The 21,403-nt window shown below is 67.4% G+C and carries 19 protein-coding genes and 1 tRNA gene; 12 read left to right on the top strand and 8 right to left on the bottom strand.

What is annotated here, in order from left to right:
• Positions 1 to 28: 28 nt before the first annotated feature.
• On the bottom strand, positions 29 to 778 hold the full coding sequence (locus V3B46_RS07535; protein WP_080356485.1) for a ferredoxin--NADP reductase: 750 nt from the start codon (positions 776 to 778) through the stop codon (positions 29 to 31).
• 84 nt (positions 779 to 862) lie between these two features.
• On the opposite strand from V3B46_RS07535, the gene V3B46_RS07530 reads away from it, so the two are divergent.
• The 5 genes from V3B46_RS07530 (at position 863) to V3B46_RS07510 (ending at position 5,849) form a co-directional block, all read left to right on the top strand.
• A complete protein-coding gene (locus tag V3B46_RS07530) occupies positions 863 to 1,831 on the top strand; it encodes an ABC transporter ATP-binding protein (RefSeq protein ID WP_164171314.1) in 969 nt (322 codons plus the stop codon).
• Positions 1,828 to 2,619, top strand: a complete 792-nt coding sequence (locus tag V3B46_RS07525) for an ABC transporter permease (RefSeq protein ID WP_010482250.1) — start codon at positions 1,828 to 1,830, stop codon at positions 2,617 to 2,619. Before V3B46_RS07530 ends, V3B46_RS07525 begins: the two co-directional genes overlap by 4 nt.
• Positions 2,620 to 2,959: 340 nt before the next feature.
• Positions 2,960 to 3,727: a hypothetical protein gene (locus V3B46_RS07520; protein ID WP_329891556.1), complete on the top strand. Its 768-nt coding sequence runs from the start codon at positions 2,960 to 2,962 to the stop codon at positions 3,725 to 3,727.
• Positions 3,728 to 4,023: 296 nt separating this feature from the next.
• Complete coding sequence (gene panE, locus V3B46_RS07515; RefSeq protein WP_329891555.1) at positions 4,024 to 4,962, top strand: 2-dehydropantoate 2-reductase; 939 nt, start codon at positions 4,024 to 4,026, stop codon at positions 4,960 to 4,962.
• A 5-nt stretch (positions 4,963 to 4,967) separates the two neighbouring features.
• On the top strand, positions 4,968 to 5,849 hold the full coding sequence (locus V3B46_RS07510) for a Rossmann-fold NAD(P)-binding domain-containing protein (protein WP_329891708.1): 882 nt from the start codon (positions 4,968 to 4,970) through the stop codon (positions 5,847 to 5,849).
• Between the two features lie 100 nt (positions 5,850 to 5,949).
• Here V3B46_RS07510 and V3B46_RS07505 read toward each other — a convergent pair whose 3' ends face one another.
• Positions 5,950 to 6,747, bottom strand: coding sequence for a TatD family hydrolase (locus V3B46_RS07505; RefSeq protein WP_329891554.1), 798 nt, complete (start codon positions 6,745 to 6,747; stop codon positions 5,950 to 5,952).
• A 67-nt stretch (positions 6,748 to 6,814) separates the two neighbouring features.
• On the opposite strand from V3B46_RS07505, the gene hrpB reads away from it, so the two are divergent.
• Together hrpB and V3B46_RS07495 are read left to right on the top strand one after the other, a co-directional pair.
• A complete protein-coding gene (hrpB, locus tag V3B46_RS07500) occupies positions 6,815 to 9,319 on the top strand; it encodes an ATP-dependent helicase HrpB (RefSeq protein ID WP_329891553.1) in 2,505 nt (834 codons plus the stop codon).
• Between the two features lie 135 nt (positions 9,320 to 9,454).
• Entirely contained in the window at positions 9,455 to 9,844 is a 390-nt protein-coding gene (locus V3B46_RS07495; protein WP_329891552.1) for a hypothetical protein, read from the top strand.
• Positions 9,845 to 9,938: 94 nt separating this feature from the next.
• Here V3B46_RS07495 and V3B46_RS07490 read toward each other — a convergent pair whose 3' ends face one another.
• The 3 genes from V3B46_RS07490 to V3B46_RS07480 all read right to left on the bottom strand — a co-directional run bounded on the left by V3B46_RS07490 (position 9,939) and on the right by V3B46_RS07480 (position 11,852).
• Positions 9,939 to 10,478, bottom strand: coding sequence for a pseudouridine synthase (locus V3B46_RS07490; protein ID WP_329891707.1), 540 nt, complete (start codon positions 10,476 to 10,478; stop codon positions 9,939 to 9,941).
• A 118-nt stretch (positions 10,479 to 10,596) separates the two neighbouring features.
• Complete coding sequence (locus V3B46_RS07485) at positions 10,597 to 10,857, bottom strand: hypothetical protein (protein ID WP_329891551.1); 261 nt, start codon at positions 10,855 to 10,857, stop codon at positions 10,597 to 10,599.
• Positions 10,858 to 10,994: 137 nt separating this feature from the next.
• Entirely contained in the window at positions 10,995 to 11,852 is an 858-nt protein-coding gene (locus V3B46_RS07480) for a class I SAM-dependent methyltransferase (protein WP_329891550.1), read from the bottom strand.
• 169 nt (positions 11,853 to 12,021) lie between these two features.
• Between V3B46_RS07480 and V3B46_RS07475 the strand changes: the two genes are divergently transcribed.
• The 4 genes from V3B46_RS07475 (at position 12,022) to V3B46_RS07460 (ending at position 16,453) form a co-directional block, all read left to right on the top strand.
• Positions 12,022 to 12,978, top strand: a complete 957-nt coding sequence (locus V3B46_RS07475) for an aldo/keto reductase (RefSeq protein ID WP_012481579.1) — start codon at positions 12,022 to 12,024, stop codon at positions 12,976 to 12,978.
• A gap of 642 nt (positions 12,979 to 13,620) precedes the next feature.
• Positions 13,621 to 13,694: transfer RNA gene (locus V3B46_RS07470), tRNA-Arg, on the top strand.
• A 357-nt stretch (positions 13,695 to 14,051) separates the two neighbouring features.
• On the top strand, positions 14,052 to 15,176 hold the full coding sequence (locus V3B46_RS07465) for a slipin family protein (RefSeq protein ID WP_329891549.1): 1,125 nt from the start codon (positions 14,052 to 14,054) through the stop codon (positions 15,174 to 15,176).
• Positions 15,177 to 15,232: 56 nt separating this feature from the next.
• Positions 15,233 to 16,453 (top strand): RtcB family protein, encoded by a 1,221-nt coding sequence (locus V3B46_RS07460; protein ID WP_329891548.1) that lies wholly within the window; start codon positions 15,233 to 15,235, stop codon positions 16,451 to 16,453.
• Positions 16,454 to 16,604: 151 nt separating this feature from the next.
• Here V3B46_RS07460 and V3B46_RS07455 read toward each other — a convergent pair whose 3' ends face one another.
• Positions 16,605 to 17,510: an NAD(P)/FAD-dependent oxidoreductase gene (locus V3B46_RS07455; protein ID WP_329891547.1), complete on the bottom strand. Its 906-nt coding sequence runs from the start codon at positions 17,508 to 17,510 to the stop codon at positions 16,605 to 16,607.
• Positions 17,500 to 17,955, bottom strand: a complete 456-nt coding sequence (locus V3B46_RS07450) for an Rrf2 family transcriptional regulator (protein WP_329891546.1) — start codon at positions 17,953 to 17,955, stop codon at positions 17,500 to 17,502. The genes V3B46_RS07455 and V3B46_RS07450 overlap by 11 nt, the downstream gene beginning before the upstream one ends.
• A 183-nt stretch (positions 17,956 to 18,138) precedes the next feature.
• Between V3B46_RS07450 and V3B46_RS07445 the strand changes: the two genes are divergently transcribed.
• Positions 18,139 to 20,259 (top strand): methyl-accepting chemotaxis protein, encoded by a 2,121-nt coding sequence (locus tag V3B46_RS07445; protein ID WP_329891545.1) that lies wholly within the window; start codon positions 18,139 to 18,141, stop codon positions 20,257 to 20,259.
• A gap of 134 nt (positions 20,260 to 20,393) precedes the next feature.
• On the opposite strand, the gene V3B46_RS07440 is transcribed toward V3B46_RS07445, so the two are convergent.
• Positions 20,394 to 21,296: a LysR substrate-binding domain-containing protein gene (locus V3B46_RS07440; RefSeq protein WP_329891544.1), complete on the bottom strand. Its 903-nt coding sequence runs from the start codon at positions 21,294 to 21,296 to the stop codon at positions 20,394 to 20,396.
• Between the last annotated feature and the right edge of the window lie 107 nt (positions 21,297 to 21,403).

The raw sequence follows: 21,403 nt of genomic DNA, 5'->3' as shown, positions 1-21,403 counted from the left end.
GCCGGCCGGCGGCCGGCACTACGCAGGCTTACTTGCTGCTGACGTACTTCTCGCGGCGGATCTGCGGGTTGCCCAGCCCCGCGCCCTTCAGCAGTTCGGCACAGGCATCGACCATGTCCGGGTTGCCGCACAGGTAGGCGATGTCGGTGGCCGGATCCGGGGTGAAGCCGGCCAGCGCCTGCTGGACGTAGCCGTGCTGCACGTCCGGGTGCGGATCAGCCGGCAGTTCGCGCGACAGGCATGGAACATAGCGGAAGTTCGGGTGTTTTTCGGCGAAGCTGTAGAAATCTTCGCTGTACAGCAGCTCGCCCGGGCTGCGCGCGCCCTGCAGCAGCACGATCTGCACACCACGTTCGGCCATGGCCTTTTCCAGCAGCGGCAGCATCGAGCGATACGGGGTAACACCGGTACCGGTGGCGATTAGCAGGTAACGGGCATTGTGATCACCGGGATTCAGGCAGAACCGGCCATAGGGGCCCGACGCACTGATCTGGCCGCCCTGCTCCAGCGCCTCGAACAGGGCCGTGGCAGCACCGCCGGGCACGAAGCTGACCGCGATATCCACCGCCTCGCCCGGGCCCAGCGCGTGGTCGTGGATGGTCGCCAGCGAGTAGCTGCGCTTGGTTTCGGTGCCGTCGGCGTAGCTGAAATGGACCTGGATGAACTGGCCGGGCTGGAAATCCAGCGGCTGTCCATCGTCACGCACGAACTGGTAGTGGCCGACGGTCGGGGCCAGCATGCGGCAGCCGACCAGCTTGAGGGGGAATTGAACAGGCACGACTTTTCGGGACAGTGTGTAGCCGGGGCAAGCCCTCGGGGTCTTCTATAATAGCCCCTCCCCGCCCCTCTCCAGCGCCAGCCCATGGGCGCGAAGGCTTCGAGCTTGGCATCCCAGAACGATACGGCGCCCGCCCTGCGCGTGCGCGACCTGCGCAAGACCTATGACAACGGCACCCAGGCCCTGAAGGGGGTTTCCCTGGAAGTGGCCCCGGGCGACTTCTTCGCCCTGCTCGGCCCCAACGGTGCCGGCAAGTCCACCCTGATCGGCATCATCAGCTCCCTGGTCAACCTCAGCGGGGGCAAGGTGGAGGTGTTCGGCAGCGACCTGGTGCGCAACCGCAGCGCCACCATGCGCCTGATCGGGCTGGTGCCGCAGGAAATCAACTTCAACCTGTTCGAAAAGCCCTTCGACATCCTGGTGAACTACGCCGGCTTCTACGGCGTGCCGCGCGAGGAAGCCGAGCAGCGCGCCGAAGAGGAACTGAAGCGGGCCCACCTGTGGGAAAAGGCGCAGGTGATGAGCCGTACGCTGTCCGGCGGCATGAAGCGCCGGCTGATGATCGCCCGCGCGATGATGACCCGCCCGCGCCTGCTGATCCTGGACGAGCCGACCGCCGGCGTGGACATCGAGATCCGCCGCGACATGTGGCGCGTGCTGAAGGAGATCAACGCCGCCGGCACCACGATCATCCTCACCACGCACTATCTGGAGGAAGCCGAGTACCTGTGCCGCCACCTGGCGATCATCAACCATGGCCAGATCGTCGAGCAGGGGCCGATGCGCACCCTGCTGGCCAAGCTGGACGTGGAAGGCTTCCTGCTGGACATCGACGGTGACCTGCCGGCGCAGCTGCCGGTGATCGAGGGCGCGACGCTGACCGCACCGGACCCGCACACGCTGGACATCGACATGCCGCGCGCAATGGACCTCAACCGCGTGTTTGCCACGCTCAACGAGTCCGGTATCCGCGTGCGTTCGATGCGTACCAAGAGCAACCGCCTGGAGGAGCTGTTCGTGCGCCTCACCGGCAACCTGGAGAAGCCTGCATGAGCACCACCGAGCTGACCGACGGCCAGCGCAACCGCGTCGCACTGATGACCATCGTGCGCCGCGAAGTCGCCCGCATCATGCGCATCTGGGGCCAGACCCTGGTGCCGCCGGCGATCACCATGACCCTGTACTTCCTGATTTTCGGCAACCTGATCGGGTCGCGCGTGGGTGACATGGGCGGCTACACCTACATGCAGTTCATCGTGCCGGGCCTGGTGATGATGAGCGTGATCCAGAACAGTTACGGCAACATCAGCTCCTCGTTCTTCGGCGCCAAGTTCGGCCGCCACGTGGAAGAGCTACTGGTCAGCCCGATGCCGAACTGGGTGATCCTGTGGGGCTACGTGGCCGGTGCGGTGCTGCGCGGGCTGATGGTGGGCGTGATCGTGCTGATCATCGCGATGTTCTTCACCCCGGTGCGCATCCCGCACCCGCTGGTGATGCTGACCACGGTGATCCTGGGTGCGACGATCTTCTCGCTGGCCGGTTTCATCAACGCGGTGTACGCGAAGAAGTTCGATGACGTGGCGATCGTGCCGACCTTCATCCTGACCCCGCTGACCTACCTGGGTGGCGTGTTCTATTCGGTGAAGCTGCTGCCGGGCTGGGCCGAGGCCGCCACGCACGCGAACCCGATCTTCTACATGGTCAATGCATTCCGCTATGGCCTGCTGGGCAGCAGCGATGTGCCGCTGCCGGTGGCCTACGGGTTGATGATCGGATTCGTGGTGGTGCTGACGGCGCTGGCGCTGTGGCTGCTGCGCCGTGGCGTGGGCATGCGCAGCTGAGGGTTGCCTGCAGGGCCTGCGGCCCTGCACCCGCAGTGGTAGTGCCGGCCGATGGCCGGCAACAGCAACAGCCAAGGCGGGAGCATCACGAGTTGGGCGGGGCGGTGTGGGGGTGCAGGACACGCCGTAAACCCGTCCGTGGGGGCTCGATGGCGCCATCCATGGCGCCAACGGTCCTGCACCCCCACACCGCCCCGCCCCTGACAGTTTCCGGTTGCTGTTGGTGGGTGCCGACCTTGGTCGACACGGTAGATCCAAGCCATGCGTGGATGAAGCGTTCCCTGTAGAGCCAAGCCGATGCTTGGCTCTTTTCGTTTCGGATTACGGCTAGGCTGTGGCGATGAAGATCACTTCCATTGCGTTGGACAAGGCCGTGTCGGATGGCCCGATCGATGCCTTCAGCCATGTCCTGCTGAGCGATTCGCCTACGCTGGATGAGGTGCTGGGTTGCCTGGCCTCGCTGCAGACGGCTGATCCCCTTCATCGTTATCTGTGCACGCTCGACGATGTCGGCCAGTGCCGCTACACCAGCATGCACGCGTCCGATGACGAACGCATCGCGCTGTACGAGGACGAAGACCCAGCGACGCCGGAAGATGCGTTGGCGGCACGCGAGCGGTTGCTGGCGCACGTCGTCGCGCAGCTCGAGCATTCCACGCATCGGCTGCAGTGGACAGCGCTGGCGGGCACGTTGATGTGCAGCGACGAGGACATCGAGGCGCTGGTCGCCGCCAATGCGAAGCCGGATCTCATCATCGATGACGTGGTCTGCGTGCAGCAGGTACCCGTAGCCAGTGACGATCTGCTGATTGCCGCCCTGCCCAACGGCTACTTCAGCGCGGACTGGGACCTCTTCCAGAACCACGCCCTGATCCGGCATCTGCAGGAGCGCCATGACTACCGCCTGTTCGGACTCGGTGCGTCGTGGCTCGGTTTCCAGCGCGACCGCGCACCGTCGCCTGCAGAGGCGAGCGCGTTGGTCGCGGACCTGCAGCGCGTCTACGCGGCCGGAACGCACGACACGTGGTCACAACTGGCTGCAACGCTGGCCAACCGCACCACGCTGCTATTGGGCTACACCGAAGACTTCAGCGAACAACTGCCCTGAGCACCGCTCCACACGAGCGAGCGCAGCGAGCGACCCGCTTTCGCTCCTGATCTGTCTTCCGTGGTGGCCGCACCCGGAAACTGTCAGGGGTCGTGTGTGCTGGGTTCGCGGGGGTATCCGCGCCATGGATGGCGCGGCTAAGCCCCCATGGCGGGTTCACGGCGTCCCCCGCGAACCCAGCGCACACGGCCCAGCTCATGAAACCAACTGCGCGAACCACCACGAGGGGCTCCGCCGTTGGCCGCAATCTCCGGCACAATCGCACTCCTGATTCCCCAGAAAACGGTGAACGTGCAATGCGCATCCTGATCCTCGGCGCCGGCGGTACTGGCGGTTACTTCGGCGGTCGCCTGGCTCAGGCTGGCGTGGACGTGACCTTCCTCGTCCGCCCCGCACGCGGCGCCCAGCTGGACCGCGATGGCCTGGTCATCCGCAGCCCGCTCGGCGACGCCAGCTTCCCGGTGCAGCACGTCACCGCCGACGCCCTGCCCGCGCTTGCCGCACAGAAGCCGTTCGATCTGGTCATCCTCAGCTGCAAGGCCTACGACCTCGACAGCTCGATCGACGCCATCGCTCCGGCCGTGGGCGCGAACACCACCGTGCTGCCGATCCTCAACGGCCTGCATCACTACAACGCGCTCGACCTGCGCTTCGGTCGCGACGCCGTGCTCGGCGGCCTGTGCTTCATCAGTGCCACCAAGGCCCCCGACGGCGCCGTGCTGCACTTGGGCAAGCCGGCCAAGCTCACCTTCGGCGAGCGCGACGGCGGTGCCATCTCCGAACGCGTGCGTGCCTTCGCCGCCGCCTGCGCGCAGGCCAACCTCGATCACCTGGCCAGCGAGCACATTGGCCAGGAACAGTGGATCAAGTACACCTTCCTGACCGCGCTGGCCGCCGCGACCTGCCTGCTGCGCGCGGATATCGGCACCATCGTCGCCACCGATGATGGCGAGGCGCTCGTGCGTGGCCTGTACGACGAGTGCCTGGCCGTGGCCGAGGCTGCCGGTGAACCGATTCCTGATGCCGCGCAGGACACCGCACGCGGCACCCTGACCCAGGCCGGCTCGGCACTGAAGGCTTCGATGCTGCGCGATCTGGAAGCCGGCCAGCAGGTGGAAGCCGCGCAGATCGTAGGCGACATGCTGGCGCGTGCGCGCAAGGCCGACCAGGAAGCCCTGCTGCTGCAGGTCGCCTACAGCAGCCTGCAGGCCTACCAGGCACTGCGCGGCGCGTGAGCGATATGACGCAGGCCAACGCCCTGCCCGCGCGGGTGTTGATCCTCGGTATGGGCTGGAGCGGGTGTGTGCTGGCCACACATCTGCGGGCGTTGGGCGTACACGTGGTCGGCACGATGCGCGACCCAGCGTCGGCACCGCACGATGGGCTGCCGCGCCATCAGCTGCGAGCTGACACGCCACCTTCCCACGCCCTGCTCGATGAGATCGCGCAGGCCGAGGCCGTACTGTGCAGCGTTCCACCCGATGCCGAGGGTGACCCGGCACTGCGTCTGCTGCTGCCGGCACTGCAGGAAAGTCCGGCACTTCGCTGGCTGGGCTATCTGTCATCCACGTCGGTCTATGCCGATCGGGCCGGCGGCTGGATCAACGAAACCAGCGTGGCCGATGCCACTGAAGCGACCGGCATGCAACGCAGACGCGCCGAGGACCAGTGGCGTGCGCTGGCGGAGCAGCGCGGTATCGCCTCGGCGGTATTCCGCCTGCCCGGACTGTACGGACCGGGGCGCAATGCGCTGCTGCAGCTGGCGCAGGGACGTGCGCGCCACGTGGTGCGTCCTGGACTGGTATTCAACCGACTGCACGTGGATGACCTGGCATCGGTCGTTATCGCATCGATGCAGCGGCCGTGCGTGGATGGGCTGTATCTGCCGGCCGACGACGAGCCGGCACCGCCGCAGGAGGTACTGGCCTTCGCCGCGCAGTTGGGCGGGTTTGCGATGCCGCCGGCCGTAGCCTGGGACGACCCGGCACTGAGCCCGACGCTGCGGCGCTTCTACGAGAGCAGCAAGCGCATCGACAGCACCGGTACGCGCGAGGCGCTGGGCTGGGAGCCGAGCTTCCCGACGTATCGGGAAGGGCTGCGCGGGCTGCTGGAAGCACTCTGACCCGCTTGTAGAGTCGAGCTTGCTCGACTGCTTCTGCACGGCCGTCGAGCAAGCTCGACTCTACGACACACGGTCGCCGCGTTCGACGCGACGAAGGGAATCAACCCGCGTCCGGCAGGCGGAAGAACGCACGCGTCGCGGCAGTTGCATTCGCGGCGGTCACCGCCACGTCCTCGCCACGGTCACGCGCCAGTTCTTCCACGATGTGCGAGAGGAACATCGGTTCGTTGCGGCGGTCCTTCGGCATCGGCTTCAGCGTGCGCGGCAGCAGGTACGGTGCGTCGGTCTCGATCATCAGGCGGTTGGCCGGAATGTTCTTCACCAGCTCGCGCAGGTGCGCGCCACGGCGTTCGTCGCACAGCCAACCGGTGATGCCGATGTACCAGTCCTGGTCCAGGTAGTCGAACAGCTCGTCACGCTCACCGGTGAAGCAATGCACCACTGCCGGGCCGATGCGACCTTCGAAGTTCTTCATCTGTGCCATGAAATCGGCATGCGCGTCGCGCTGGTGCAGGAACAGCGGCTTGCCATTGTCTGCGGCGAGCTGCAGCTGGCGTTCGAACGCGCGGTGCTGGGCCGGGCGCGGCGAGAAATCACGGAAGTAGTCCAGCCCGCACTCGCCCACCGCCACCACTTCCGGGTGGGCATGCAGCGCGCGCATCTCGGCCTCGCATTCCTCGGTGTATTCCACCGCATGATGGGGGTGTACGCCGGCGGTCGCGTACAGGAAGCCCGGGTGTTGCTGCGCCAGCTGCAGAGCCAGTGGCGAGTGCTCGCGGCTGGCACCGGTGATGACCATCTGCACCACGCCGGCCTGGCGCGCGCGCTCCAGCACGGCATCGCGGTCGCGGTCGAAGGAGTCGTGGGTCAGGTTGGCGCCGATATCGATCAGGTGCATGGTCATCGCGGGGGAAAAGTGCCCGCGCATTGTACCTGCGCCCGCCGTGGCCCCTTATCCTTTGCACATGAACGCCCCGCTCTTCCCGATCTCCCCACTACTGCCACAGATCCAGCAGCACCTGGCCGCACAGTCGCGGCTGGTGCTGGAAGCCCCGCCGGGCGCCGGCAAGACCACCCAGGTGCCGCTGGCGCTGCTCGACGCACCGTGGCTGCAGGGCCGGAAGATCATCCTGCTGGAACCGCGGCGGGTGGCCGCACGCAGCGCGGCGCTGTTCATGGCGCGGCAGCTGGGCGAAGAGGTGGGCGGCACGGTCGGCTACCGCATCCGCTTCGAGAACAAGGTCTCGGCACGCACCCGCATCGAGGTCGTCACCGAAGGCATCCTGACCCGCATGCTGCAGGACGACCCGATGCTGGAACAGGTCGGTGCGATCCTGTTCGACGAATTCCACGAACGCCACCTCAGTGGTGACCTTGGCCTGGCACTGGCGCTGGACGTGCAGGCGCAGCTGCGCGACGACCTGCGCCTGGTGGTGATGTCGGCAACGCTGGATGGCGAGCGGCTGGCACGCTTCCTCGATGCGCCGCGGCTGAGCAGCGAAGGCCGCAGCTACCCGGTGACGGTCAGCCATTTCCCGGCGCGCCGCGATGAGGCGCTGGAACTGCAGGTGCGCCGCGCGGTGCAGCAGGCGCTGGCAGAACACCCCGGTGACCTGCTGGTGTTCCTGCCCGGCCAGCGCGAGATCGCGCGGGTGCAGGCCGGCCTGCAGGAATCGCTGGATGTCGGCGTCGAAGTACTGGCCCTGCACGGCGAACTGCCGGTGGAGCAGCAGGCGCGGGTCCTGCAGGCGGCCAGTGATGGCTGCCGGCGCGTGGTGCTGGCCACCAACGTGGCCGAATCGTCGGTGACCCTGCCTGGCGTGCGCGTGGTGATCGACAGTGGCCAGGCGCGCGAGCCGCGCTACGACCCCAACAGCGGCTTCACCCGGCTGGACGTGGTGGCCATCGCCCAGGCCTCGGCCGACCAGCGTGCCGGCCGCGCTGGGCGCGTGGCCGAGGGCGTGGCCTGGCGGCTGTGGCCGCAATCGCAGCGGCTGGAACCGCAGCGGCGCGCCGAGATCGACCAGGTGGAACTGGCCGGACTGGCGCTGGAACTGGCCGCCTGGGGCAGCAGCGACCTGCGTTTCCTCGATCCGCCACCGGCCGGCCCGATGGGTGCCGCCCGCGAACTGCTGCAGCGGCTCGGCGCCCTGTCCAGCAGCGGCGCGATCACCGCGCTTGGCCGCCGCGTGCTGGCGCTGGGTACGCATCCGCGGATGGCGGCGATGCTGCTGGCGGCGCCCGATGCACGTGCGCAAGCCCTGGCCGCTGACCTGGCCGCGCTGCTGGAGGCACGCGATCCGCTGCGCCAGGGCGGTGACGCGTTGGCGGCACGCTGGCGGGCGCTGGCGGCGTTCCGCAATGGCCGTGCGCCGGGCGATGCCAACCGCAGCGGGCTGGCCGCCATCGATGCGGCCGCCAAGCAGTGGCGCCGACGCCTGCGCTGCGAGGCCACCCCGCCCACCAGCATCGAGGCGCACGAACTGGGTGACCTGCTCGCGCATGCCTTCCCCGACCGCATTGCCGTCCAGCACCCCAGCGATCCGCTGCGCTACCTGCTGGCCAATGGTCGCAGTGCACGCCTGCACGAACTGAGCGACCTGCGTGGCGAGCCGTGGCTGGTGGCCAGCGAACTGCGCTTCGAGGCGCGCGACGCGCTGCTGCTGCGTGCCGCACCGGTGGACGAGGGCCAGCTGCGCAAGGCGTGGCCGGAGCGCTTCGTGACCGAAGATGTGGTGCGCTGGGACAGCGAGCGTCGCGCCCTGGTGGCACTGCGCGAGACCCGTTTCGACCGCATCGTGCTGGACAGCCGCTCGGCCGGCCGTGTCGATCCGCAGCAGGCTGCGCAGGCGCTGACCGACGCGGTGGCCGAGCTCGGCCTGCAGGCGCTGCCGTGGACCGAAGGCCTGCGCCAATGGCAGGCACGGGTGGAATCGCTGCGGCGCTGGATGCCGGAGCTGGAACTGCCCGATTGCAGCGACGCCGCCCTGCTGGCCAACCGCGCGCAGTGGCTTCAGCCCGCGTTCGCCGGAAAGAGCCGTCTGGATGCGCTGGACGAGGCCAGTTTCGGCGAGGCGCTGAAGTCGCCCTTGGAGTGGTCACAACGGCAACTGGTTGATCGTCATGCGCCGACCCGCATCACCGTGCCTTCCGGGCTGGAGCGGCCGATCACCTATGCGTTGGACAGCGAGAACGGCCAACCGCTGCCGCCGGTGCTGGCGGTGAAGCTGCAGGAACTGTTCGGCCTGGCCGACACCCCACGCATCGCCGATGGCCGCGTACCGTTGACCCTGCACCTGCTCTCGCCCGGTGGCCGTCCGCTGCAGGTCACCCAGGATCTTCGCAATTTCTGGGAAAGCACCTACGCCGAGGTGAAAAAGGAAATGAAGGGCCGCTACCCGCGCCATCCGTGGCCTGATGACCCGTGGACGGCGACGGCCACCCATCGGGCCAAGCCGCGCGGGACCTGACCAGTGGGGCCGGCTGCGGACCCTGCCTGATCCTGAATGGCTGCGCTAAAGTCACGCCACGTGCTGCCTCGACTGACATACCGTTTACGGGCAACACGCGACACTGGACTTCGACCCGAGGCAAAGGACCCCCGCATGAGCAAGCTGACCGTAATCACCGACCGCGCTCTGGAGCGCGCCCTGGACCTGGCCCACACCGCCGGCGACGGCCTGAAGAGTGCCGGTGGCAGCCTGCGCCACCTCGGGCCGCAGGCCAGTGACTGGATCAAGACCGGTGCGGCGCTGGGCGCTGTCAAGACCGGTGGCAAGGTGGCGACCAAGTTCGCCCGGCGCAACCCGGCGGTAACCATTGCCGCCGCAGCCGTTGGCGTCGGCCTGCTTGGCTATGCGCTGTACCGCAAGCAGCAGAAGAAGAAGGCCGCCAATGGCCACGTGGTGAATGGGCAGGCGCAGCGCATCAACGCACGTGACCGCCGCAACGACACCATGGTGGACGAGCACAGCGATATCGGCAGCGACGCCTGAGCCTGCCGGGGTCGGATCCTTTCCACAGGAAGCGCGCTGACCCCAAGGCACTACCTGAGGGCCGGACACCGCAAGGTATCCGGCCCTTTCTGCATCAACCGATCTGCCGCCACTGCCCCGGCTGCAGGTCGTCCAGCCGGTAAGGCCCCATCGACACGCGGACCAGCCGCAGCGTCGGCAGGTTCACCGCCGCGGTCATCCGCCGCACCTGCCGGTTGCGGCCCTCCCGGATCGTGATCGCCAACCAGCTGTCAGGCACGGTCTTGCGGAAGCGCACCGGCGGATCGCGTGTCCACAGCGACGGCGCCGGATCGACGCGCTCGATCTTCGCCGGCAGGGTCGGCCCGTCATTGAGCACCACGCCGTCGCGCAGCTGTTGCAGCTGCTCATCGCTGGGCGTGCCTTCCACCTGCACCCAGTAGGTCTTGTCGGCCTTGTGCTTCGGGTCGGTCAGCTTGTGCGCCAGCGTACCGTTGTCGGTCAGCAGCAGCAGGCCTTCGCTGTCATGGTCCAGGCGACCGGCGGCATACACGCGCGGCGGCAGGCCGAACCCGGCCAGGGTCGGCCGCGGCGGCACGCTGCGGTCGGTGAACTGGCAGAGCACGTTGAAGGGCTTGTTGAAGGCGATCAGCATTGCGGGCACGGCAGGCGGTGGGTACGGCATTCTCCCATGCCGCGAAGTACAGGCCCCCGGTGTTGTAGAGCCGAGCCCATGCTCGGCTGCTCTTCCTGCCACCGCGGCCAGGTCCGGCTCAGCCGAAAACCTTCCATTCCAGCAGGAACGAACCCAGCACCAGTGCAATGCCGCACGCGGCGATGACATTGGCCCGGCGCCGCAGGCCTGCGGCCGGCGGGTCGGCCTTGCGCGAACGTTCCTCCAGAAGGGCACCCGCGAACAGCACGGCAAACCCTACCGTCGCCATCAGGTCGTGGGCATGACCACCGTAGAACACAAGATCGATCAACCGCCCCAGCACCAGCACCGCGATAGCGATGTAAAAGATCTTCTTCAACTATCCATGTCCTTGCATACGATCGAATTCCGGCGCACGGCCGGTCTTGGGACCAGCCATACGCCGCGCCACGCGCGATGAGCCGAGCATGGGCTCTGCGCTACAGAGCCAACATGCACCAGCCCGGCGCTACCGCCTTACGGCTTGATGAAGCGCAGGGTCATGCGGTCGCTTTCGCCGATCGCCTGGTACTTCGCATCATCGGCCTTGTCGTGCTGGTTGGTCGGCGGCAGCGTCCACACGCCGTTCGGGTGGTCCTTGGTGTCACGCGGGTTGGCATTGACCTCGCTGCGCGCATCCAGCTTGAAGCCGGCGGCCTCGGCCATCGCGATCACCTGCTGCTGGCCGACGTAGCCGGTGTCATCGTCCTCGGCCACATCGGCCCTGGCGCGATGCTCGACCACGCCGAGCACGCCACCCGGCTTGAGCACGTTGAAGAAGCCCTGGAACATGCCCTGCGCCTGGCCGGCCTTGCGCCAGTTGTGCACGTTGCGGAAGGTCAGCACCACGTCGGCTGAACCGGCCGGGCCGAACACCGGCTTGGCCGGATCGTAGGCGACCACGGCGGTCTTGCCGAACTGTGCCGGTGCAGCGGCATACTTCTTTTCCAGGCTGTCGCGGCTGCGCTGCTGATAGTCACGGCCGCGGCCTTCGGGCACGGCCATCGGATCAACCAAGGCAGCAACGTAGTGGCCCTTGTCGTGCAACAGCGGCGCCAGGATCTCCGAGTACCAGCCGTTGCCGGGGGTGATCTCGATGACGGTCTTTTCCGGCGTCACCTTGAAGAACGACAGCGTCTGCCCCGGATGACGGAAGCCATCGCGCTTGACGTTGTTGGCATCACGGGTCGACGCCTTCACCGCCGCATCGATGGCCGGTGAGACCTGGATCTTCGCCGGCGTCACCGTGGCCGGTGCGGCGAACGCGGGAACAGCGGCAAGCAGGGCCGAAGCAAGCAGCAGGCGGCAACCACGCAGGGAAGAGGCAGCAATCATCAGGGCGACTCCAGCGGAAGATGCGGCGAGACTAGCAGCCGCGGCGTGCCAGGTGTTCACAAAACGTTAGCTGCGTGCGCATCGCGGAACACTGTTTTGTGGTCGCCGCCGCAGCACGGTCACACAACGCGTTTTATTCTGGAGCACTTCCCCCAAGGAGTCCGTGCCCATGACGGCAACCCGCGAACTGGGCCGTTCCGGCCTGCATGTACGTCCGCTCGCCTTCGGTGGCAACGTGTTCGGCTGGAGCGCCGATGAGAAGGCCAGCTTCGCCCTGCTCGATGCCTTCGTCGACGCCGGCTTCAACCTGGTCGACACCGCCGATGTGTATTCGGCCTGGGTGCCGGGCAATGCCGGCGGCGAATCGGAAACGCTGATCGGCAAGTGGTTTGCCCGCAGCGGCAAGCGTGACAAGGTGGTGCTGGCGACCAAGGTGGCCAAGTGGGCCGAACGCCCCGGCCTGACCCCGGACAACATCAATGCCGCGGTCGAGGATTCGCTGCGCCGCCTGCAGACCGACGTGATCGATCTGTACCAGGCCCACGAGGATGACGAGTCGACGCCGCTGGAAGCGACCCTGGCCGCGTTCGGCCGCCTGATCGAAGCCGGTAAGGTGCGCGCGATCGGTGCGTCCAACTACAGCGCCACGCGCCTGGCCGATGCGCTGAAGGTGTCCACCGACTACAAGCTGCCGCGCTACGAAACCCTGCAGCCGGAGTACAACCTGTACGACCGCGCCGGCTACGAAAAGGAACTGGAACCGCTGGTGCAGCGCGAACAGATCGGCGTGATCGGCTACTACGCCCTGGCCAGCGGCTTCCTCAGCGGCAAATACCGCACGCCCGCCGATGCGGCCAAGAGCCCGGCGCGTGGCGAGAACGTGGTGAAGCGCTATCTGAATCCGCGTGGCCTGCGCATCCTGCAGGCACTGGATGACGTGGCCAGCAAGCACAACGCCAGCGCTGCACAGATCGCACTGGCGTGGCAGATCGCGCGGCCGTCGATCACCGCACCGATCGTCAGCGCCACCAGCGTCGAGCAGCTGCACGATCTGCTGGCCGCAGCCAACGTGTCGCTGAGCGTGCAGGATGTCGCGCAGCTGGATGCCGCCAGCGCCGAAGCCTGAGTTGTAGTGCCGGCCGCTGGCCGGCATTGCGCGGCAAAGAAAAAATAATTGAACAAAATGGTTGCGCACGAGTAAATCGTGGTTTATCGTGCGCACCTCGTTTCAACAACCACTGGAAACTTCCCTTGAACGCGCATTCCGTCGCCACCGCCAAACTGCTGCCATGCCTGCGCATGGACGTGCTGGCGCGCGCGTTCGGCAAGGAAGACCAGCTGACAACGGCCTGATACCCGCCCTGCGGAGATCGGCCACCCCGATCTCCGAGGCCTGACGACGCCCTCGGAACGCAAGTCCCGGGGGCGTTTTCGTTTGCGTCGGCACAAGGACCCGCGATGCCAGAACTGCACCCCGCGCGGCAACCCGCCGCTCACTGACCCAGGTTTTTCAGCCCCGCCGAAGGATTTACTTCGCGCGACCGGCGGCGCCTGGACATTATCTGCATCGCACCCAAACATTATCGCTCGCGATAATGTCGGTGGCCTGCACCCTCGATTTTCCAACGGTCCCGTTTCCACCACGGGCTGGTGCGCGCGGCGTTGCCGTGGCGTATGCCGGAGGTCGCGGACATGCCATCGCCTGGATCGCCTGCTGGAAGCAGGCGCCGGTTCGCCGGCACGCGGTTCGATTCCGCGCGGTCCCCAACTGGATAGCTCAGCTTGGTCAGAGCAACGGATCCCTAATCCGTCTGTCGTGGGTTCGATTCCCACTCCAAACCACATGACCTGTCACGTCATGACTTGAAGCAACACCCGGGGCGCAAGCCCCAGCGGCCATCGTCGCCGTCCACGGACAACGCCTTCGGGCAGGAACGTGGAAGGCAACGGACCGCACGCCGGGCCCCGGCCCGCCGCCACTGCCAGCCACGTTCCGCACCGGTGCTGCCTGCCGGGAACGACGATGGCAGCAGTGCCGGTGCACCGAAGGCTCCGCGCGCGGACCGTCCGCCGATGGCCGCCCTCTTCCGCTGCCTGCACGTGGTGTGCAGGCGGCCTCGCCACGACCTGATCGACCCGGGTCATGGCGATTCATCCGCAACGGGTCGAACCACCAGAGCCATACAAGGAGAGACTCCCATGTTCTGGACCATCAAGGTCGTGATCGGCGACGGCGAGCGCGGCCTGGTGTATCGCAACCGTCGTTTCCAGCAGATCCTGCTGCCGGGCGTGCACCGACTGTCGCCGTTCGGCGGCCGCCCGCATGTGGACATCCACGCCGCATCGAAGGGCGCGGCGTATACCGGCAGCGACCAGGACAGCCTGATCGAAGCGCTGGGCGCGACGCTGGACACGCACTTCGTGCTGGCCAACGTCGGCGCCAGCGAGGTCGGCCTGTTGCTGCGCAACAGCCGCATCGATGAGGTACTGCCGCCGGGCAGCCGCCGTCTGTACTGGCGCGGTTCGGTCGATACCCAGGTGCAAGTAATGGCGCTGGGTGACGAGCCGCGCATTCCGGCGGACGTGCAGCAGCGCCTGGGCCAGTTGGGGGTGCTGCCGCGTGTGGCGGTGATCAGCACCGTGCCGAGCGAGTCGGTCGGCCTGCTGTTCATCGATGGCACGCTGCGGCAGACGCTGGACGCCGGCCTGCACGCGTTCTGGAACTTCAACGGCAACGTGTCGGTGGAGCGTGTGGAGCTGCGTGCACGTTCGCTGGACGTGTCCGGCCAGGAACTGCTCAGCCGCGACAAGGTGACCCTGCGGGTGAACCTGGCCGCGACCGTGCAGGTCGTCGACCCGGTGCGTGCACACCGTACGCTCAACAATGCCGATGAGTTCGTCTACCGGCAGCTGCAGTTCGGCCTGCGCCAGGCGATTGCCGCGCGCAGCCTGGACGAGCTGCTGGGCGACAAGGCGGCACTGGACGGCGAGATCGCCGCCCATGTGCAGGCGGCGATCGAGGGCCACGGCGTGCGGTTGCTCGGCGTGGGCATCAAGGACGTGATCCTGCCGGGCGAGATGAAGGAGATCCTCAACGGCGTGGTGCTGGCCGAGAAGCAGGCCCAGGCCAGCGTGATCCGTCGTCGCGAGGAGGCCAACGCCACGCGTTCGCAGCTCAACACCGCAAAGCTGATCGAGGACAACCCGGTGCTGATGCGCTTGAAGGAGCTGGAGGCACTGGAGAAGGTCACCGAGAAGATCGACAAGCTCACCGTGTTCGGCGGCCTGGATGGCGTGCTGAAGCAGCTGGTGACGATCAGGTAGGGGGTCGCGGCGGCGCAGGGACGCGCCGCCGGCCCATCAAGGACAAACACGAAGACATGGACACTCAACACAACTATCAGTGGCTGCACGCCGAGGGCACCACGCCGATCAAGGGCTGGGTCCGCGGTGTGCCGCTGGAGGCGCAGGCGCATGAGCAGCTGCGCAACATCGCCGCGATCCCGTTCGTCGGGCCGTGGGTGGCCGTGATGCCGGACGTGCACCTGGGCAAGGGCGCGACCGTGGGCTCGGTGATCCCGACCCGCGGTGCGATCATCCCGGCCGCGGTCGGCGTCGACATCGGCTGCGGCATGGCCGCGGTGCGTACCACGCTGCGCGCCAACGACCTGCCCGATGACCTGCGGCAGCTGCGCAACAGCATCGAGCGCAGCATCCCGGTCGGCAATGGCCGTGGCGGCGAGCACCACCGCATGCCCGACAGCATCCACACCCGGCTGGTGCAATCCGGGCTGGCCGCCGGCCTGGAGAAGATCAAGGACAGGCACCGCAGGATCCGCACCGACAAGCTCGACCGCCAGCTGGGTACGCTGGGCGGCGGCAACCACTTCATCGAACTGTGCCTGGACGAGACGGACACGGTGTGGGTGATGCTGCACAGCGGTTCTCGCGGCACCGGCAACCTGATCGGCACCTACTTCATCGAGAGGGCGCGCGAGGAACTGGCCCGGCGCGTACTCGGCTTCCACCTGCCGGACAAGGACCTGGCGTTCTTCATGGAAGGCGAGCCGCTGTTCGACGACTACGTTGAAGCGGTGTCGTGGGCGCAGGACTACGCCCGGCAGAACCGCGAGGCGATGATGTCGCGGGTGCTGGCCGAGATGCGCCACCGGTTGCCGAAGTTCCAGCTGGCAGCGATGGCGGTGAACTGCCACCACAACTACGTGCAGAAGGAAACGCATCACGGCCAGGAGTTGCTGGTGACGCGCAAGGGCGCGGTCAGCGCGCGCGAGGGTGAGCTGGGCATCATTCCCGGCAGCATGGGCACGCGCAGCTACATCGTGCGTGGCAAGGGCAACGCGGACAGCTTCCACAGCTGCAGCCACGGTGCCGGCCGGGCGATGAGCCGTGGAACCGCGCGCCAGCAGATCACGCTGGCCCAGCACCGCGAAGCGACCGCGCATGTGGAATGCCGCAAGGACAGCGGCGTGCTGGACGAGTCACCGGCCGCATACAAGTCGATCGACGACGTGATGGCCGCGCAGCTCGACCTGGTGGACGTGGTGCACACCCTGCGCCAGGTGCTGTGCGTCAAGGGATGATGGACGGGTGCCGGCCAGGGCCGGCACCTGCTCGACGGGCACGGGCGAATGGATGCCCGGGATCCGTAGAGTCGAGCTTGCTCGACTGCTCTTCCACGCCATGCGTGGATGGAACGGCGCCGACCAAGGTCGGCGGCTACCTGTGCAGCGATCAGCGCGGCACGCTGTCCTCGGCCACCAGCGCATGATGCACGCCGATCCCCGCACGCACGCCCTCGGCGGTGGCCAAGGTGATGTTGCCTACCGTGGTCGCATCGCCCGCGGCATACACGTTCGGCACCGAGGTCTGCTTCATTGCATCGACCTCGATCAGCACGCCCAGCGGGCTCTCGACCAATGTGCATCCCAGCTGCTGCACCAGCGGCGTGGCCATCGTCTGGGTGGCCGGCACGAACAGCGCACGCTGTGCGATGCGGCGGCCGTCGGCCAGCTCCACTTCCAGCCAGGTCAGCTGGTCGCCCTGCACGCCCAGCACGGGTGACGTCTCGATGTGCACGCCACGCTGCTGCATGGCGGCGCGTTCCTCATCGGTGATCTCCAGGCCCATGCTGAAGAACGTGACATTGCCCCAGTCGGCGAACAACGGCGCCTTGCTGGCGGACATCGGATGGCCACCGAGCAGGCCGATGGCACCACCACCGACTTCATAGCCGTGGCAGTAGGGGCAGTGCAGCACGGTGCTGCCCCAGCGCTCGGCCAGTCCGGGCAGTTCCGGCAGCTGGTCGGCGATGCCGCTGGCCAGCAGCAGCTTGCGCGCGGCCAGCACCTGGCCATCGGCGGTACGCACTTCCACGCCTTCGGCGGTGGTGCGGGCGTGCTCCACTTCGGCATGCACCCAACGCACCGTGGGGTAGTCCAGCAATTGCTGGCGCGCGGTTTTCAGCAGCTCGGCGCCGCTGATGCCATCCAGCCCCAGCACCCCGTGCGAATGACTGGCGAAACGATTGCGCGGTGAACCGGCGTCGATGATGGTGACCGGGCGACGGGCACGGGCCAGGATCAAGCCGGCGGCAATGCCGGCATAGCTGCCGCCGACGATGAGCACATCAGGATTCATGGTGACCTTCCAGGGAACGGTGATGGGCAAGATGGCGGGCGAAGTCGGCGCCGAGCTGGTCCAGCGTGGTCGCCTGCAGGCGCTGCTCAAGCAGCCGCTGCGCCTCGCGCGCGCCTTCGAGCAGGGCGCTGTTGACCAGCTGCTGGATCGGGCAGCCACCGCCGGAATCGCGGGCGCCGACCTGCACCAGCGGTGGTGCGCCCACGGCCAGATAGATGTCATGCAGGGTGATCGTTGCGGCATCGCGGGCCAGCTGGCTGCCGCCCCCATGACCGCGGGTGCTGCGCACCAGGCCGGCCTTGTGCAGCTGCGCCAGCAGGCGTCGGATCACCACCGGGTGGGTGGGCAGGCACGATGCCAGTTGCTCGGAGGTGCGCGGCGCGGCATGGCCGACGAGGTGCGTCATCACATGCAGGGCATCGGAAAGCGGGTTTGCGGATTTCATGTAACAACAATAGTTACATTTAAATCGCCTGTCGAGGGTCCACATTCGTTCCATATGGACACATTTGTCCTATGAAATGAATTCTTCACATCGCTAAACGAAACGCGAATGTGATGTGCATCCCACTTCAGCACGTGCGTGGCGGGTCGATACCGCATTGCCCCTTCCCGAGAGTTCTTTCCCATGAATGCGTCTGTCCGTGCTCCGCGCCTGCAGTCCAAGCTGCTCGGCGCGGTTTCTGTTGGTCTGGCCGTGGTCCTGCTGTGCGCTCTGGCGGGCCTGGCCTCCGCCTGGTTGAAGTTGTCCACCGAGGTTCCGCCCGAAGTCGCGCACAGCCGCGATGCCGAACGCCTGCAGCGTGAATTCCGCGGCCAGGTGCAGGAATGGAAGAACGTGCTGCTGCGCGGCCACGACGACGCGTTGCGTCAGCGCCACCTGGAGGCCTTCGACAGCGAAGGCCGCCTGGTCGAGCAGCTGGCCAAGGACCTGGTCAGCAGCCCGGATGCGCGCACGCGTGAACTGGCGCAGGCATTCATCGGCCTGCACGCGCAGCTGCAGCGCGATTACCACGCCGCGCTGCAGGCCTTTGCCGAAGCCAGCTACGCGCCGGCCGCCGGCGACGATCTCGTGCGCGGCAAGGATCGCCCGGTGGCGAGTGCGCTGGACGCGTTGAGCACGCACGCCACGCAGGTGGCTGAAGCGGCGGTGGCGGCGCGCTCGCAGCAGGCGCGGCAGACCCTGCTGCTCTGCGCGGCGCTGACCGTGCTGGCCGCGGCGCTGCTGCTGATGGGACTGGCCTGGTGGTTGCGACGCGCCGTGGTGCAGCCGGTGCTGGCGGTGGAAGCGGCCGCCCGCGCGGTGGCCGCCGGCGACCTGAAGCACGTGGTGCAGGTGCGCAGCCGCGACGAGATCGGTCGCCTCGCACAAGCCATGCAGGCGGTGCAGTCCACGCTACGCGGCGTGCTCGATGCGCAGACCGCGATGGCGCAGGCGCACGAAGCCGGCACCATCAGCCATCGCATGGACGCCGGTGCCTTCCCCGGCGCGTTCGGCACCATGGTGGCCGACTGCAACACGCTGGTCGACGCGCATATCCAAGTCAAGATGCGCGCGATCTCGATCATGGGCCGTTACGCCATCGGTGACCTCAGCCAGGACATGGAGCGCCTGCCCGGCGAGAAGGCGGTAATCACCGAAGCGCTGGATGCGGTCAAGCACAACCTGGGCGCGATCAACGGCGAGATCCGCCGCTTGGCCGAAGCGGCGGCCGCCGGTGACTTCAGCCAGCGCGGCGACAGTGCCCGCTTCGAGCATGATTTCCGCGCAATGGTCGAAGGCCTGAACCGCCTGATGCAGACCACCGAACTGAACCTCGGCGAGGTCTCCAGCATGCTGCGTGCGATTGCCGATGGCCGCCTCGGCGCGCGCATGCATGGCGATTTCCAGGGCGTGTTCGCGCGTATCGCCGGCGATGCCAACACCACCGCCGCGCAGCTGGCGACCATCGTCACCGACATCAAGCACGCCTCCGGCAACATCCACACTGCGGCAGCGGAAATCGCCGCCGGCAACAATGATCTTTCGCGCCGTACCGAGCAGCAGGCGGCCAATCTGGAAGAAACCGCCGCGTCGATGGAAGAACTGACCTCCACGGTGCGCCAGAACGCCGAGCACGCACGCCAGGCCAATCAGCTGGCGATCGGCGCGCATACCGTTGCCTCTCACGGCGGCAGCGTGGTCGGCCAGGTGGTAGCGACGATGGGCGCGATCGAAACCTCGTCGCGGCAGATCGCCGAGATCATCAGCGTGATCGATGGCATCGCGTTCCAGACCAACATCCTGGCGTTGAACGCTGCGGTGGAAGCCGCGCGTGCCGGCGAGCAGGGCCGCGGCTTTGCGGTGGTCGCCAGTGAAGTACGCACGCTGGCGCAGCGTTCGGCCGCTGCGGCGAAGGAGATCAAGGCGTTGATCGAAGCGTCGGTGGAACAGGTCGGGCACGGTGCACAGCGCGTGCGCGAGGCCGGTGACACCATGGCCGAGATCGTGGCGTCGGTGCAGCGGGTGACCGACATCATGGCCGAGATTTCGGCGGCCTCGCAGGAACAGAGCGCGGGTATCGAGCAGGTCAGCCAGACCGTGATCCAGATGGATGGCACCACCCAGCAGAACGCCGCACTGGTGGAGGAAGCCAGTGCCGCCGCACGCAGCCTGGAACAACAGGCGAACCGGTTGATCGACGCGGTGGATGTGTTCGATCTGTCGACCACAACAGCGGCGAAGAACGCGTTGGCGCGTGCGGCCTGAGTGATCCGGTTGCCGGCCAGCGGCCGGCGCGACCCGGGGGGGGGGGGGGGGTGGGGGGCCGGGGGGGGGGCCCCGCGCCGCGCCCGCCCCCTCCCGGGCGGTGGCGGGTCCGGCCCGCCCGCGGCCCGGCAACCTCAGCGCACGTAGTCGCTCTGCGCCATCGCGTCGGCCAGGTAATCCACGAACGAGCTGATCCGCGACGATACGGCGGTGTTGCGGTAGTACACCGCATGGATCGGTTGGTACACATCCAGCGTCTGCGCCGCCAGCACCTGCACCAGAGTGCCGGCGCTGCGGTCGCGATCGGTGACGAAGTCGGACAGGCAGGTGATGCCCACACCTTCCACCGCCAGCCGGCGCAGCGTCTCGCCACTGGACACGGCGATATCCGGCCGCACCAGCAGCAGCCCATCCGATTCTCCGGGCAGCGGCCAACGGTTGAGTGATTCCGGCTCGTTGAAGCTGAGCAGCGTGTGCTGGCCCAGCGCGGCGACGCCGGCCGGTTCACCGTGCCTGGCCAGGTAGTCCGGGCTGGCCACCAGCCGCAGCTGGCAGCGGCCCAGCAGCCGCGCATGCAGGGTGGAGTCGGCCAGCGGGCCGATCCGGATCGCCAGATCGGTGCGCCGTTCGAGCAGGTCGATGTAACGGTCGGAACTGTTCAACTCCAGCTGCACTTCCGGGTAACGCGCGCGATAGCCGGCCACCAGCGGCGCGATCACGTGCAGCACGAACGGCATCGCCGCATCCACGCGCAGGCGCCCCGCCGGGCGCTCGCGGCGCGCCGCCATCTGTTCCTCGGCCGATTCCACCGCATCGATGATCGCGCGCGCATGGCGCAGGAACGCCTCGCCCTCGGCGGTCAGGTGCAGGCGGCGTGTGGTACGGGTCAGCAGGGTGATCCCCAACTTGTCCTCCAGCCGGCCCAGGGCGCGGCTCACGCCCGAGGGCGTCTGCCCCAGCTGCTCGGCGGCGGCACTGATCGAGCCGCTGTCGATCACCGAAAGGAACGCCTGCATTTCATCGAGAGTGATCTTCATGCCTCTATTATTGACTGCACGGCAATAGTGATTGGCGTGAAGACCGGTTTTTCGGCAAAGGTCGGCGGCGCAGACTGCGCAGCCTCTTCTTCCTGCTGGACCCTGTC

The sequence above is a fragment of the Stenotrophomonas sp. SMYL11 genome, from assembly GCF_036320005.1.
Taxonomy (GTDB): domain Bacteria; phylum Pseudomonadota; class Gammaproteobacteria; order Xanthomonadales; family Xanthomonadaceae; genus Stenotrophomonas; species Stenotrophomonas maltophilia_A.
Note: the sequence above shows the minus strand (reverse complement) of the source record. Positions and strands in the feature narration are given on the sequence as shown.

Bases quoted from the DNA above. Each gene is read 5' to 3' on its own strand.
- V3B46_RS07530 (WP_164171314.1), top strand. From the start codon at position 863: ATGGGCGCGAAGGCTTCGAGCTTGGCATCCCAGAACGATACGGCGCCC.
- V3B46_RS07525 (WP_010482250.1), top strand. From the start codon at position 1,828: ATGAGCACCACCGAGCTGACCGACGGCCAGCGCAACCGCGTCGCACTG.
- V3B46_RS07520 (WP_329891556.1), top strand. From the start codon at position 2,960: ATGAAGATCACTTCCATTGCGTTGGACAAGGCCGTGTCGGATGGCCCG.
- panE (WP_329891555.1), top strand. From the start codon at position 4,024: ATGCGCATCCTGATCCTCGGCGCCGGCGGTACTGGCGGTTACTTCGGC.
- V3B46_RS07510 (WP_329891708.1), top strand. From the start codon at position 4,968: ATGACGCAGGCCAACGCCCTGCCCGCGCGGGTGTTGATCCTCGGTATG.
- V3B46_RS07505 (WP_329891554.1), bottom strand. From the start codon at position 6,747: ATGCACCTGATCGATATCGGCGCCAACCTGACCCACGACTCCTTCGAC.
- hrpB (WP_329891553.1), top strand. From the start codon at position 6,815: ATGAACGCCCCGCTCTTCCCGATCTCCCCACTACTGCCACAGATCCAG.
- V3B46_RS07495 (WP_329891552.1), top strand. From the start codon at position 9,455: ATGAGCAAGCTGACCGTAATCACCGACCGCGCTCTGGAGCGCGCCCTG.
- V3B46_RS07490 (WP_329891707.1), bottom strand. From the start codon at position 10,478: ATGCTGATCGCCTTCAACAAGCCCTTCAACGTGCTCTGCCAGTTCACC.
- V3B46_RS07480 (WP_329891550.1), bottom strand. From the start codon at position 11,852: ATGATTGCTGCCTCTTCCCTGCGTGGTTGCCGCCTGCTGCTTGCTTCG.
- V3B46_RS07475 (WP_012481579.1), top strand. From the start codon at position 12,022: ATGACGGCAACCCGCGAACTGGGCCGTTCCGGCCTGCATGTACGTCCG.
- V3B46_RS07465 (WP_329891549.1), top strand. From the start codon at position 14,052: ATGTTCTGGACCATCAAGGTCGTGATCGGCGACGGCGAGCGCGGCCTG.
- V3B46_RS07460 (WP_329891548.1), top strand. From the start codon at position 15,233: ATGGACACTCAACACAACTATCAGTGGCTGCACGCCGAGGGCACCACG.
- V3B46_RS07455 (WP_329891547.1), bottom strand. From the start codon at position 17,510: ATGAATCCTGATGTGCTCATCGTCGGCGGCAGCTATGCCGGCATTGCC.
- V3B46_RS07450 (WP_329891546.1), bottom strand. From the start codon at position 17,955: ATGAAATCCGCAAACCCGCTTTCCGATGCCCTGCATGTGATGACGCAC.
- V3B46_RS07445 (WP_329891545.1), top strand. From the start codon at position 18,139: ATGAATGCGTCTGTCCGTGCTCCGCGCCTGCAGTCCAAGCTGCTCGGC.
- V3B46_RS07440 (WP_329891544.1), bottom strand. From the start codon at position 21,296: ATGAAGATCACTCTCGATGAAATGCAGGCGTTCCTTTCGGTGATCGAC.